Genomic DNA, 13,883 nt, shown 5'->3' with positions numbered 1-13,883 from the left:
GCTGCGATGAATGCTGTAGTGGGAAACGCCTCTCTGTGAGGCGTTTTTTGTTTGGGTGGGGGTGTTTGCGTGGAAGTTTGCGTGGAATCTGGCGGTGCCCGGTTATCGAGCGGATAGGTCAACGGTTCAACGACTCCTGCATCGCGCGGCACGGCAATGTACGGCCTATCCATCGACATACAAGCCGTTGTATTTTATTTTTCCGCACATGAAGGCAAATCCCACGGCATCTTGCAGACCTTCGTTGACCCCGCCCACTATCAATGCTGCCGGCGCGCTGCGAATTGCCATGCCGATCAGATCCGGCTTCACGATTGCCATGAGAAGAAGATCCGCGTGGATGCCGAGAAGCATGAATGAGCCTGTGCCGCCAAACAGATAACCGGCGGCCCCTTCCAGATAGATCGTTCCGCCTTCGAGGCTTTGCGGATTCGTCAAGTCATTGCCTTTAAACGAACGAATCCGTCAGATACAGTCCGCCCCTGCTGATGAAGTCGGCCGTCGAACCTGATCCGCTCAATTCGTCGCTTTTAACGAGGACCTTCGGCAGTGCGAGTCGCGGGATGCGAAGCAGCGTCGCAAGCCCACGGGATGTGCCGACTCCAAAACCGCTGTAAATATACTCGTACGTTTGACCCGACGGCGCATCGAGCGCAAACATACCGCTTTCTGAATTGAACGCGCCGAAACCAATTCCGATGCCCGCGCTAGTATTGAATCTCCAGTGACTCTCTCGCAAAACCATTATCGCAAGCCCTTTCCAAGTGCCTCGCCTCTAAACCCCGCATCGAGAAAACCCACGGCGAGAATCAACAGGAAAACGGATGGAGCCCATAGATCGAACGCACTATCGATCATGGCCGAGCGGCCCGGGTTCCCGGGGTTGTAGCGAATGAGAACAGCCTGGCCGACTTCGAACGACCTGATCGTGCCGGTCGGCAATTCATAGTGCTGCCCATTCTTTGCATCGAAGGCTATCCGCGGGTGATGCCCACCGGAATTCAGGCTGACGACAGTTCCCGCCGTCGCGACGGATGACAGACGAAATTCGATGGTTGAGTAAATGGAAAACGCGGCCGCAATGGATGCAGCCACCCCAACGGCGAGCGCGTAATAGTTAGGGCGCTTCACCGCTCGAGGTTCTCTCTGATGTCAAAACTGGCAGTAACCGCTCCCGCGCTTCCCCCCGTTGGACTTTGAAGCGTGTATTCGTTTTTGACCCGGGCGAATGACAGCGTGACGTGCTCGTAACAACTATCACCAAACACAATAGGCTCGACCGCGGTAACGACTACGTCGCCCAGCGCAATTTTCAGAAAATCCATCGGAATACCGCCTGACTTGCGCGTACTGAGTACCGCCTTGGGTATATGCCTTCCGGTAAGGCAGTAGCGCATCAGATTCGGACTCGCACGGTCGATTTGATGAACGAACTCCAGGTCGTCGACTGTTGCCTTGCCTACGCCACGACCAGAGCCCGTCATCACCTGGGATTGCTGCGACATTTTCCACCGCCAACTGCTGACCTGTATTTCCCCAAGATGCAGTTCATCACGAGACTCTCCTGCAATCCCATCGATCTTGATAAAAATATCTTGCGCCGCCCTTCTTACCTTTTCGGACCAGACAACGTTGAAGTAAACGCGCGTGCAGCGCGTGGACTACGAAACCGCAAACAGGATTCGTATCGTGAATACTCAACGCTACAGTGGATTTCCTCTCGATACAGTCAAACAACGCTTAAATCTGCTTGCAGAGCAGACGAAAAAGGTCATGCACCATTTCTGCACTTTCTTTTATTTCGAATGTGTGCGGACAAAGCACCCGGCGAGACGTTGAATGTCGGAGTTCGTAGTGGGATTTGAGCTACTCGATCATTCCGAAGAGAATAAAAGATTCGGGATGCCAGGAGAAACCGGCATCGACAACGGCAAATACCTGCGGGCACTCATGCGTATCACGTAGCCGAACCACAGATAGGGAGCGTCGCACACGACTGCTCAACAGGAAGACGAGCGCCGCCCGTGTTGAAAGCCTCAATGCGAATGCCGCGGCACCACCGCCCCCCGGCACCCGACGAGAAAGTCGAGGTCACAGCCCTCATCGGCCTGCAGCACGTGATCGATATAAAGACGCCGATACCCGCCGCCCTCGGGCGGCTGCGGCGGCAGGTGCTGCGCGAGACGGCGCGCGAGTTCCGCGTCGCTGATGTCGAGATGCAGCGTGCCCGCGTCGCAATCGAGTTCGATCCAGTCGCCGTCCTGCACCGCCGCAAGCGGACCGCCGGCCGCCGCTTCCGGCGTCACGTGCAACACGACCGTGCCGTACGCGGTGCCGCTCATGCGCGCATCGGAAATCCGCACCATGTCTTTCACGCCCTGCTTCAGCAGCTTCGGCGGCAATCCCATGTTGCCGACTTCGGCCATGCCCGGATAACCCTTCGGCCCGCAGTTCTTCATCACCAGCACGGAGTTCGCATCGACGTCGAGCGTTTCGTCGACGATGCGCGCCTTGTAGTGCTCCAGGTTCTCGAATACGACCGCGCGTCCGCGATGCCTGAGCAAGCCGGACGTCGCCGCCGACGGCTTGAGCACGGCACCGCGCGGCGCGAGATTGCCGCGCAGCACGCGGATGCCGCCATCGGCGACGAGCGGTTTGTCGAGCGGACGGATCACCTCGTCGTTAGTGCTCGGCGCATCCTTCACGTTGTCCCATAACGATTTGCCGTTGACCGTCAACGCGCCCGGATGCGGCAGCAGGTTCGCTTCGCCGAGCCGGCGCAGCACCGCCGGCAGGCCGCCCGCGTAATAGAACTCTTCCATCAGGAAGCGGCCAGAAGGCTGAAGATCGACGATGGTCGGCGTATCGCGGCCGATGCGCACCCAGTCGTCGAGTTCGAGATCGATGCCGATGCGCCCCGCGATCGCCTTCAGATGAATCACTGCATTGGTCGAGCCGCCGATCGCCGCGTTGGTGCGGATCGCGTTCATGAACGCTTCGCGTGTGAGGATCTTCGAGAGCATCAGGTCTTCGAGCGCCATTTCGACGATACGGATTCCTGACATATGTGCGAGCACGTAGCGGCGCGAGTCGACGGCGGGAATCGCCGCGTTGTGCGGCAATGACACGCCGAGCGCTTCGGCCATGCAGGCCATCGTCGACGCGGTGCCCATGGTGTTGCAGGTGCCCGCCGAGCGCGACATGCCCGCTTCGGCCGCGAGGAATTGATGCAGGTCGATCTCGCCCGCCTTCAGCGATTCGTGCAACTGCCACACCGCGGTGCCCGAGCCGATGTTCTTGCCGTCGAGCTTGCCGTTCAGCATCGGGCCGCCCGTCACGACGATGGCCGGCACGTCGCAACTCGCCGCGCCCATCAGCAGCGCGGGCGTGGTCTTGTCGCAGCCGCATAGCAGCACGACCGCGTCGATCGGGTTGCCGCGAATCGCTTCTTCCACGTCCATCGCCGCGAGATTGCGCGTGAGCATTGCGGTCGGCCGCAGGTTCGATTCGCCATTCGAGAACACCGGGAATTCGACCGGAAAACCGCCCGCCTCGTACACGCCGCGCTTCACGTGTCCCGCAAGCTTGCGGAAATGCGCGTTGCACGGCGTCAGCTCCGACCATGTATTGCAGATGCCGATCAGCGGACGGCCGTCGAATTCGTGCTCGGGAATGCCCTGGTTCTTCATCCAGCTTCGATACATGAAGCCGTTCTTGTCAGCTGTACCGAACCACTCGGCTGAGCGCAATTTCCGCTTTTTTTCCGACATGCTCTGTCCTTGATGCATGTGCCGGGACACCGCGCCGGCCGGTTTGACCGAACCAGCGCCACGCGACCGGCACGATGACGGAAGGCCTCTCTCAGGCTCTGGGGATGGTGAAGTGTACGGAGCGGGTTGATATCTTTCCAATTATATTTTTGGCGATATCGATATCAATTCCGGTATTCGATCGATGACGACACGGTAGTGCGCCGCCCGCCTTGCCCCGCCTCGTTTATCGCCCGAGGCCTGCTTAGCCGGCGCGTTCGGTCGGGCTATGCATCCTCGCCCTTCTTGCCCCGCGTATTCTTCTTCAGATGCGCCCGGTTGTACTCGATCGCCGCGCGCACCAGCGCCTTGAGCGCCCGTTCATCGACCTTGTCGCCTTCCAGAAAGTCGATCGCGCGCCGCGCATTGCCTTCGAGACCCGCGTTGAAGAGCCGGTCCGGATCGGCGAGTCCCGCTCCGTGCGCGAACGTCACCTTCACCTTGCCCTTGTGCGCATTGGCGACCGCGATCATGCCGTCGCGCGACCAGACCGGGCTGCCCATCCACTTCCATTCCTCGACGATGCCGCGATCCGCCGCGAGCATCGTCTTGCGGATGCGTGCGAAGGTTTCACCGCGCCAGTCGGTGAGAGCCGCGATCATCTGGTCGATACGTTCGGACGGGTTCGATGGATTCATGGGATTCTCGTGCCTCGCGAATAGTAGGATGCCGTATCAATCGGACCATTGTAATCCCGTGCCCCTCACAGCCAGCCTTCGCATCGAGCGGGTCGGCACTCACCCGGTGGCGTCGAAATGGGTCGCATCGCTACCGTCCTTTTGCGTGAAGAGAGGCGTCCCCCGTCAATGACTGATCGTACGGGTCTTCATGGATTAGGGTCTCGTGTGGTTTCGACTCGATAGAAACACTCAGCCCCACGCACGGCCTCGCATGACGCGCGAACAACTCGAGAAGCTCCGGGCGCAGTCCATCACCACGTTGCGCCGCGAGAGCATGAAGCGAGAGAAGCGGCATCGGCATTGTTCGACTCCTTGCTATCGATGAGCGACGCAGCGGAATGGCCGCGTCTGGAGTGAACGATATGAAGCGGAAAATGTACTCGCCATCCGCTTCTTGCGCTGACATTCGCGCGAAGTATTGCGTCGTCGCCCGGTATGCAAAACGAACTCGATTTCGCCGATAATCGTTCATCGGCAACCCCGGAGGTGACGATGAACACGATTCACGAGGTCTATCCGTATCTGCGCGTGCGCAGCGCCGCGCAGGCCATCGAGTTCTACGCGCAGGCGTTCGGCGGCGTCGAACAGTTTCGTCTGACCGAACCGGGCGGCCGGATCGGCCATGCGGAAGTGAAAATCGGCCCGGCGATCGTGATGCTGTCGGACGAATATCCCGAGCACGGCATGCTCGGGCCGAGCGCCGAGAGCAGAACGAGCGTGCTGCTGCATATCCATTGCGACGACGTCGACCCGCTTTTCGAGCAGGCGGTCAAAGCGGGTGCAACCGTGGTTCGCCCGCCGACCGATCAATTCTATGGCGAACGCTCGGCAACCGTACGCGATCCGTTCGGCCACGAATGGATGCTCGGCTCGCAGATCGAAGCGGTGGCGCCCGAAGAAATGCAGCGCCGGTATACGGCGCTGTTCGACAAGTAGCGGCGCGCAGCATCTACATCGCAGCGCGCCCTTCGCCGACCCCGAGCCCGAGAACGCTCTGCACCGCTTCGATGCGCGAACTCACGTTGAGCTTCTCGAAGATATTCCTCAAGTGCCACTTGACGGTCTCGGGCGCGAGCTTCAACGAGCGTCCGATTTCCTTGTTCGACAACCCGAGCGCCACGCAATTGACGATCTCCAGTTCCCGCACGCTGAGGATCTCCGACGACGACGTCATCACTCTGAGCGGCCTCGCGGCACCTGATCGCGACGAGCTATCGAGTTCATCGAACGCGGCGAGCAATCGGTCGGCATAGGCCACCTCCGTGCTTGCAGCGTCGCCCGCGTTCTGGCGAAACTGCTGTAACAGCGCGCGAATCGGCGCTCCTTCGTCGACGAAACTGTTGACGAGCCCAATCTCGACGCCGATGCGCAGCGCGCGATTCAATGCGTCGAACGATTTTTCGGCGGCATCGCATTGCGCGCACGCTCGCGCCAGCAGCAGCGCGACGAGCGCTTCCAGAGCACGCCAGCCCATTTTGACGAGCGTGTCGAGCTGGCGTTCGAGAATGGCAGCGGCTTTATCGGCGAGATTCTCGGCAAGCAGAACCCGTGCCTGCAGAACGCAATAACTCGCCCACGTCTCCAGCACGGACCCGCCCCGCCCTTCGCATAGCGCCGGTACGCTCGTGCTTAGTTCGTCGGCGATCTGCCTTGCTTCCGCCAACTTGCCGTCGTCGATAAGCAGTCGTACCGTTTCGGCGTCGCACGCGAGCTTCAGACGCAACCAGTGCCGGTTGATCGCCACCTGGCGGCCGTCTTCGAGCACGGCCAGCGCCGAACCCATCTCGCCGTCACGCCACAGCAGACGTGCCGCCGAAATCGTGTGCCGCACGAGCGAACCGAGCGGCGCAGTCTCCAATGCAATGTTCGTGCGGCCCGCAATCGCTCTGCGGGCCTTGTCCAGTTCGTTGCACTCATAGTAGATGCTGGCAAGGCAACTCGCCACGCCGGTCACGCCCGCGGATAAAGGACTCAACGCGGGTTCGGCGAGTTGCAGCGTGGCTTCGAACGTGCGTTTCGCCTCGGGCAACTCGCCATGGATCAGCGCGGCGAGACCGTACATCGCGTCGCGCAGCAAGACCGAGTAATGCCGCGCGGGCCCCGTCGTTTCCACGCGGTTCTTCATGCGCTCCCGGATGAGAGCGATCTGATCGAATCTGCCGCGATACAGAAGCCCGAAGAATTGCGCCGACTGCGCATAACGCGAGATCCACGGCGCCACCTCTACGCCCGACGCCCCGACCGTGCTTCCGAGTTCCAGCGCGCGTTCGCTGTCGTCCGAAATACCGGCAGTCAGTGCGCCGACCGCGTTGATTTCTTCCAGTACGACTGCGTCGATCACGCGGCCCTCTTCGCGACGCATGCGATCGAATTCGTCGATGACTGCGCCAATCTCCTTCGACGCCCGCGTCGTCTGCAGCGAAAACGCGAGCCCCCATACTTTGGCGAGACGCAAACTCAAGCGTCCCAGCACCACATCGGGCGGCAATCTGTTGATCCAGCCCAGCAACGTGTACGGATCACCGCGCTCGATCATATCGCTCGCACAGTTCTCGACCCATTGAGCCGCGAGATCGAGATCGCCGGCGGCAAGAGCATGCCGGACCGCTTCGGGCCACAAGCGCTCGCGTGCAAACCATTGGCATGCGCGAAGATGCAGCACGGGCACCTCCTGCGGCATCTGGCGCATGAGACGCTGCCGCAGCGCATCGGACAGCAGTGCGTGATAGCGATACCAGTCCCGCTTTTCGTCGAGTGGTCGAATGAATACGTTGTGCCGTTCGAGCCAGTCGAGCTTCTCTCCGCTTTCGCCGGCCTCGTCCATGATCGCATCGCACACGCCAGGCCCGAGCCGTTCGAGAATCGACGTGCAGAGCAGAAACTTCAGCATCGGCGGCGGCAAATGCGCGAGCACCGTATCGTTCAGATAGCGGTCGATTCCCGAACTCGGCCCCGCGAGATTGCGCGCAAGCTTGGTCGCATCGCCCACCTGACTCAAGGCGAGCGAAGCAAGCTGCAAACCCGCGACCCATCCTTCGGTCGCCTCGTTCAGCAGTTCTACGCTGTCCCGATCGAGCGGCACGGTACCCGCGCGATGGAAGAACGCTTGTGCATCGTCGATGGAAAAGCGCAGATCGTCGGCATTGACGCGCATCAGTTTGTCCGGCGAGCGAAGCTGTGCGAGCATCAACCCGGGTTCGCCCCGCGCGCCGAGCAGGACGTGCATGTTATCGGGCGCATAGCGCAGCAGGCGCGAGACCACGTCGAGAACCGGTTTTGCGGTGAGGCGATCGACGTCGTCGAGCACGAGAAAAACGTTCCGGCCGCACGCGGCGATTCCATTCAACAGCACGGAAAGAACGGTTCTGATAGGGGTCAGCGCGTCGTTGTTCAGGAGTTGCTGCGCTTGCGACGCGATGTCTTCCGACGCACGCGAAAACGCCGCGACAAGATACGCGCCGAACTGCTGCGGGTCGTCGTCCTCTCCGTCGACGCTAAGCCACGCAACCGGATGCTTGCTGCCCGACAGCGCCTCGCTCCAGCCCGCCAGCAGCGTCGTCTTGCCGAAACCGGCAGGCGCGGTCACGACAACGATGCTGTTCGGCCGGCGCGTATCGATCCGGCCGAGCAAGGCGAGCCGTTGCACGCAGCCGGGCGGCAGGCGTGGCGCCATCATCTTGGTCTGGATCAGCGACACGCTCCACTCGCGACCGGTACTGCCCGAAGATGCTTCCATGATCGTTCCTCTCCCTGAATTGCCGCTTGCAGGAGGTTGCCATTATCTCAACGAGATATTTTGATGTATATGTTGAACCTATCCGATGTTCAACGCGGATTGCCATGACTCTGTTCGCTACGAACAGGCACGTTTGCTCAGGTTCGCCAACTATTCGAATGGCCGCTGACATTGGTCGTGCGGTACTGCACGTGCAATATCCATGCACGGAATGACGACGCTTCCGCACACACGCCAATGACGTCGGAACCTGAACGAAACGGGGAAATTGGAGCAAGGGAATCACGTATGAGCAACCGATTTCTCGACAGCCCGGATCGCGACTAAAGACCTTCTGCTACTCGCCACTTTTCATCGAGCACCGGCATTCGTGGCTCATAGGTATTGCACCGGATTGAATTGCCTCTCATCGAGCGTATTTCGAATACAGCGGCGTATTGCTTTGGCATGCACATGAACTCAAAGTCTGGGATAAGAGCCGCGAATGCGGACGGTTGCCCTTGGGACGCAACGTCCGCCTTCGCAAATACTGAAACAGGAGAAAGTCGGGAGTCCCGCAGAGAATCATCGGCCGGCAGCCGTGCGTCCAGAGTTCGCGCAAACGTCACCATCACGTTCGGCAAACATCGCGGATCGCGCGGCTACCTGTGCTTCGCTCATGCGTTCGCCGCACACGCCGTTGCTTCCGGTGCCGGGGCAGGCGCGTCGGCTGCCTCAACCGTGTCGGTCACCGCCACCTCGTCGAGCCGGTATCCGTGCGTATAGACGGTACTCAAACGCACACCGTTGCGGGGATGCAGGGCCAGCTTGCGGCGCAGCCGGTAGATATGGGTATCGACCGTTCGGGACGTGGCCTCCAGTTCACGTCCCCATGCGAGTTTCACCAGCAGGTCTCTCGATACCGCTCGTCCGGCATTGGCGAAGATAAATGACGCAACGTCGAATTCCTTCGCGGTCAGTTCTATCGCATTGCCATGCAGCGTGACGCTGCGGCGGGCCGGATCGAAAACATAGGGCCCGACCGAGATCACACTTTCAGTCTTTTCATTGGGGTTCGTGCGGCGCAGCAATGCACCGACTCGTGCAACAAGTTCGATCGCGCGGAACGGCTTGACGATGTACTCGTCGGCTCCGGCATCGAGCGCACGCAAGATGTCGACTTCAAGAACCCTGCTTGTGAGGAACAGGACCGCCGGCTCCCGCCCCAGATTGTCGCGTATCCAGTGCAGTACCTCGAACCCGGCTACACCGGCCAATTGCCAGTCGAGCACCACGAGATCGACTTCATGGGTCATGAGATAACGTATGGCACTCTCGCCTGAGTTGGCTTTGCTTATTGTGTGCCTCGACTGCTGCATGGTCTTTTCGACAGCCACGGCTTGCGCAGGATCATCTTCCACCAACAGGATATTCATATATCACCTCGCTCTTTCGGGCCAACCGGACAGCAAATCCGGCACCACGGAAAACGGAACGAATGGACGACACGAACCGGACCGCAATGCCGCGAATTGCGAGGTCAGACTGGCGCGAAACCCTCATCCTGAACGATTGTGTGGCGCATGGAAGGATTGATGCCCCCAACAGGCGCCGTCGTTCGCCTCGTTTTGTGAACTGCGGGAAATCAAGATAGACTGTGCCAGGCGGCAACATAGCCCCCCATTCGGGGGGGCGAGAGGTGTATTCGATGGGGTGGCTGCAATCATATGCAAACGGCATAGCGCGTGTGCACGATGATCGAGCCTGTCCCCATCGATTCATCCATGAATGATAGGGAGCATCGCAACGCAATACGTCAACAAACGTGAACGGAAGGGATCGCGGTAAAGACGGTGAAGTATTCGCGACAGCCGAGTCAGCAATGACCGGCTACGGAAATACCAGGATGAGAATCAGATGAAGGAAGCCCCACACGAACAGCAATGACAGCGGAATCGCGCCGAGTGCCAGCAACATGAGCCAGCGCTTGCGATAAGGTGGTTGGTTGTCCACATCATCGGACCGGCGCGTAAGTGCCTTTGCATCGAGCAGCCCGCGCTGGATGGTCACTTCTCGTCGCATGGATGAACGTCCCCGTGAAAACATCTGGATTGATTGGCGCCTGGCACGCACTCCGTGCCAGGCGGCGAACGCAGGCACTCTATCCGCGAGATGCGAAATAGTCTGTCAAGCTTTGTCAATCCATGAAGCGGGGATCAGAAAACCACGATTCGCGACAGGCATCATTCGCTGCGTCTGCCTGGAGGCGCGAGGCGCGATAACACCGCAGAGTGCAAAGAAGCACGTTCGGCGAGAACGCCGATAAGTACCACCCCGGTTCAACAGAACATCACTGCCCGTTGGCGTGCGCCCTGAGAAACGCCACATAGCCGTTCTGGGTCTTCAGGATCTTATCGGCGCATTCGTCATAGTCAGAGCCTTTCTCGCTATCCTGACCATACATGTCCCGGCACTGAGCGAAGAGCGAGAGCGTCGCGCCGCCGCTGCTCTTTGCGGCGCGAGTCGCCGAGAAGGCGACCTTGCCCGAATCGTCCGGCACGTCGGTATCGATTGCGATTGCATCGGCACGCGTGATGTGGGTATCGGAATGCTGCTCGATATAGCGCTTCGTCAGCGCCCATGCAACATCGCAATTGTCCGGCGAGCAATCGACAACCGCGTTGCGTTGCGCCGCGGCGAGGTTCGGTTCGCTATGAAGGATGTCCTGCTGGGCGCGCTTGACCTGCTTTTCTTCCGACGAGCAGGCAGCGAGGGCAAACGCAACGAGTGCAAGGGCGGCGATCTTTTTCACGATTCAATTTCCTGGCCATATTCGTGCGCGATTATAGCCGTGCGGAGAAGAGGCTCGCAGATTCGGCGGCATACCGTCCCTTTAACGACGACTACGTACGCGCCACCAGCAACTCCTCCGCATTCTCGGGCGGCCGCAGCCCATCCGTCCTGCCCGCGAAATAACGCTGCGTCAGATCAACCGCCGACACATGCCGCGCCTCGCCAAATCCGGCTTCGAGCGCCATCGCCTGGATCTGTTGCGGTGTGAAGAAGCTGATGAAAGGCGTACCACTTGCGCGCGCCCCCTTCTCCGCCATGTCGAGTCCGGGGCGTACGTCGGGACTCGCCATCTCGAGCGGCAGCAGAAACGTCATCGCAAACGTCGACCCACGCGCGAGCGCCGCCACTTCGCGCAGCGTGGCCGCATTCGCCTCCTTCGTCAGATACATGCTGACGCCGGTCGAGACGACGACAGCCGGCTTGCTCTCGTCGAACCCCGCGGCAACGAGCCGTTGCCGCCAGCTCTCGCCCGCTTCGAAATCGACGGAAACGAAACGCAGCCAGTCGGGCACGCCGAAACCCAGTTCGATCAGACGCTGCCGCTTCCACGCTTGCGGTCCGGGCGGATCGACCTCGAACACCGTAAGCCGCGACGCCACCTCCGGCCTGCGCTGGGCAAAGCTATCGAGACCGGCACCGAGAATCACATACTGACCGACGCCGAGCCCTATCTGCTCGATGACCAGATCTTCGATAAAACGCGCGCGCGCGACGATCGACGCACGAAACGGCCGCGTGAATTGCGGGTCCATGTCCCCGCGATTACGCCAGCTTGCATCCGGTGCCAGCAGTTGCAGGCCGACCTCGTCTTCGAGCACGTGCGGCACCGCGTCGACATGCACATGCAATGCGCGCCACAGCGCGACACGCGCGGCCGTGCTATCGGGCGCGACTTCCTGTTGATCGTTCATGACTCTCCTGATCCTTGCTTGAGAAATCGGCAATCGCATCCCTCGCTTGCCGGTGAAGCCAATGGAATTGCTCTTTCGTGGAGCATCGCATAACCACGCTTCGCAAGCATTCCCTCACAAACTACCTCAAACTGCCTCAATGAAAGAACGGCAACGCGAGAAACAGCTTGATGACGATGGCATTGACGATGTCCATGAAAAACGCGCCCGTCATCGGGACGACGAGGAACGCGATATGAGAATGGCCGAACCGGTTCGTGATGGCCTGCATGTTCGCGATGGCGGTCGGCGTCGCGCCGAGCCCGAGTCCGCAATGCGCCGCGCTCAGCACGACCGCGTCATAGCTGCGGCCCATCAGCGGGAACGTCACGAATACCGCATAGAGAGCCATAAGCAGCGTCTGTGCCGCGAGAATCGTGATGACCGGCACCGCGAGCGCGGCCAGCTCCCACAGGTCGAGCCGCATCAACGCCATCGCGAGAAAGAGCGCAAGGCTCACATTGCCGACGAGCGCGACCGCATGCTGGTCGAGCCGCACGCGCACGAGCGAAAGCACGTTGTTGAGGATCACGCCGACAAACAGCACGCACACAAAGGTCGGCAATTCGAATACGGTTCCCGCGAGGCAGTCGCCCAACGCTTCGCCGCCCGCGAGGCAGAGGGAAATCAGCGTGAGAGTCGTGATGAGCGCCGCGGGCGTGGTCGGCTGCTCGGCTTTCGGCGCTTCGAAAACCAGTGTGTCGTCATCGTGATTCTCGATGTGCCGCATATCGGCACCACCGATCTTGCGCATCAGCAGACGCGCGATCGGACCTCCGAGCACACCGCCCATCACGAGCCCGAACGTCGCGCAGCCGATGGCGATTTCGGTCGCCGACTGTAGCCCATGATGTTCGCTGAAGACCTGACTCCACGCCGCGCCCGTACCGTGGCCGCCCGACATCGTGACCGAGCCGCCGAGAATGCCGTACAGCGGATCGACGCCGAGCGCGAACGCCAGCAGAATCCCGATGACGTTCTGCAGGATCAACAGCCCGCTCACGAGCGCGAGAAAGCGGATCAGTACCGGACCGCCCGCCTTGAGGTTCGAGATGTGCGCATTGAGGCCGATCGTCGAAAAGAACGCGAGCATGAGCGGCGCCTGCAACGTGGAGTCGAACCGGACCTCGACGTGCGTCGCGACGCGGATCAACAGCACGCATACGGCAACGACGAGCCCGCCCGCCACCGGCGCCGGAATCGAATAGGTACGCAGCACGCCGATCCACTGAATGAGCTTTTCTCCGAGCAGCAGCACGAGCGACGTCGCGACCAGCGTTGCGTATACGCCGATAGTCATGAGTAGCCTCCCGGCCGGAGCGCGATCAACTGCCATCTTAGTCAATCCGTCCGCGCAAAGTATGATTTTCCCTGGCCCGATGCCATCCGCACATGACATCGCGTCACTGCCGGGCGTCGAAGTCTGCTACGCTGCGCCCTTCACCACCCTTGCTCTCAATCGATGGAAACCCCTTTCAACGATCGCGGCGTGTCCGTGACGCGCAATGCGCTCTCGTCAGCCGGCCAGGTCTTTCCGCTGCGCGACATCGTCGGCGTGCAGGTCGTCACCGTACGCAAGAACAGGGTCGTGCCGCTCGCGATCTCGATCGTCGGCGTGATCGGCGCGATTGCCGGCGCCATCCTGCACTCGGCGGCGGGCCTCGTGTGCGGGATCATGCTCGCGGTGGTCGGCTGGCTCACCTGGGCGACCCAGGACGTCACGCATCGGCTCATCGTGCAAACGGCCAATGGCGAGCGCGAGGCACTGATGAGCACCGACCGCGAATTCGTCGAGCGCGTGAATGTGGCCGTGCAACAGGCAAAATCGACGGCCGCGAGCGCGGCACAGGCGTAAAGCCGGGTCTGCCTGCGTTGA

The 13,883-nt window shown here is 60.7% G+C and carries 13 protein-coding genes; 2 read left to right on the top strand and 11 right to left on the bottom strand.

The features are described 5' to 3' along the window. Positions 1–165 precede the first annotated feature (165 nt). The 5 genes from F3J19_RS08440 to F3J19_RS08420 all read right to left on the bottom strand — a co-directional run bounded on the left by F3J19_RS08440 (position 166) and on the right by F3J19_RS08420 (position 4,447). Positions 166–438, bottom strand: a complete 273-nt coding sequence (locus tag F3J19_RS08440) for a hypothetical protein (RefSeq protein ID WP_167039713.1) — start codon at positions 436–438, stop codon at positions 166–168. 306 nt (positions 439–744) lie between these two features. Continuing rightward, complete coding sequence (locus tag F3J19_RS08435; RefSeq protein ID WP_167039711.1) at positions 745–1,131, bottom strand: DUF3592 domain-containing protein; 387 nt, start codon at positions 1,129–1,131, stop codon at positions 745–747. Then, positions 1,128–1,592 (bottom strand): type VI secretion system tube protein Hcp, encoded by a 465-nt coding sequence (locus F3J19_RS08430; RefSeq protein ID WP_167039932.1) that lies wholly within the window; start codon positions 1,590–1,592, stop codon positions 1,128–1,130. The genes F3J19_RS08435 and F3J19_RS08430 overlap by 4 nt, the downstream gene beginning before the upstream one ends. A gap of 444 nt (positions 1,593–2,036) precedes the next feature. Next, positions 2,037–3,770, bottom strand: a complete 1,734-nt coding sequence (locus F3J19_RS08425) for an IlvD/Edd family dehydratase (RefSeq protein WP_167039709.1) — start codon at positions 3,768–3,770, stop codon at positions 2,037–2,039. 266 nt (positions 3,771–4,036) lie between these two features. Further along, the gene (locus F3J19_RS08420) at positions 4,037–4,447 is read right to left on the bottom strand and encodes a DUF1801 domain-containing protein (RefSeq protein ID WP_167039707.1); all 411 of its coding nucleotides are present in this window, start codon (positions 4,445–4,447) and stop codon (positions 4,037–4,039) included. 534 nt (positions 4,448–4,981) lie between these two features. Between F3J19_RS08420 and F3J19_RS08415 the strand changes: the two genes are divergently transcribed. Further along, positions 4,982–5,425, top strand: coding sequence for a VOC family protein (locus tag F3J19_RS08415; RefSeq protein WP_167039705.1), 444 nt, complete (start codon positions 4,982–4,984; stop codon positions 5,423–5,425). A 13-nt stretch (positions 5,426–5,438) separates the two neighbouring features. Here F3J19_RS08415 and F3J19_RS08410 read toward each other — a convergent pair whose 3' ends face one another. The 6 genes from F3J19_RS08410 to gltS all read right to left on the bottom strand — a co-directional run bounded on the left by F3J19_RS08410 (position 5,439) and on the right by gltS (position 13,307). After that, entirely contained in the window at positions 5,439–8,225 is a 2,787-nt protein-coding gene (locus tag F3J19_RS08410) for a LuxR C-terminal-related transcriptional regulator (protein WP_167039704.1), read from the bottom strand. Positions 8,226–8,881: 656 nt separating this feature from the next. Further along, a complete protein-coding gene (locus F3J19_RS08405; RefSeq protein WP_167039702.1) occupies positions 8,882–9,640 on the bottom strand; it encodes a response regulator transcription factor in 759 nt (252 codons plus the stop codon). A gap of 454 nt (positions 9,641–10,094) precedes the next feature. After that, positions 10,095–10,274, bottom strand: a complete 180-nt coding sequence (locus tag F3J19_RS08400; protein ID WP_167039700.1) for a hypothetical protein — start codon at positions 10,272–10,274, stop codon at positions 10,095–10,097. A gap of 280 nt (positions 10,275–10,554) precedes the next feature. Further along, entirely contained in the window at positions 10,555–11,016 is a 462-nt protein-coding gene (locus F3J19_RS08395; protein ID WP_167039698.1) for a hypothetical protein, read from the bottom strand. Between the two features lie 91 nt (positions 11,017–11,107). After that, positions 11,108–11,968 carry a class I SAM-dependent methyltransferase gene (locus F3J19_RS08390; protein ID WP_167039696.1) on the bottom strand — a complete coding sequence of 287 codons (861 nt, stop codon included), beginning with the start codon at positions 11,966–11,968 and terminating at the stop codon, positions 11,108–11,110. 136 nt (positions 11,969–12,104) lie between these two features. Beyond that, positions 12,105–13,307, bottom strand: a complete 1,203-nt coding sequence (gene gltS, locus F3J19_RS08385) for a sodium/glutamate symporter (protein ID WP_167039694.1) — start codon at positions 13,305–13,307, stop codon at positions 12,105–12,107. Positions 13,308–13,469: 162 nt separating this feature from the next. On the opposite strand from gltS, the gene F3J19_RS08380 reads away from it, so the two are divergent. Then, positions 13,470–13,862 (top strand): DUF6232 family protein, encoded by a 393-nt coding sequence (locus tag F3J19_RS08380; protein WP_167039692.1) that lies wholly within the window; start codon positions 13,470–13,472, stop codon positions 13,860–13,862. The last annotated feature ends 21 nt before the right edge of the window (positions 13,863–13,883 follow it).

It is taken from the genome of Burkholderia sp. Ax-1724, from assembly GCF_011752995.1.
Classification (GTDB): Bacteria; Pseudomonadota; Gammaproteobacteria; order Burkholderiales; family Burkholderiaceae; genus Paraburkholderia.
The sequence above is the reverse complement of the archived record's forward strand: the minus strand, read 5'-3'. Positions and strand labels throughout refer to the sequence as shown.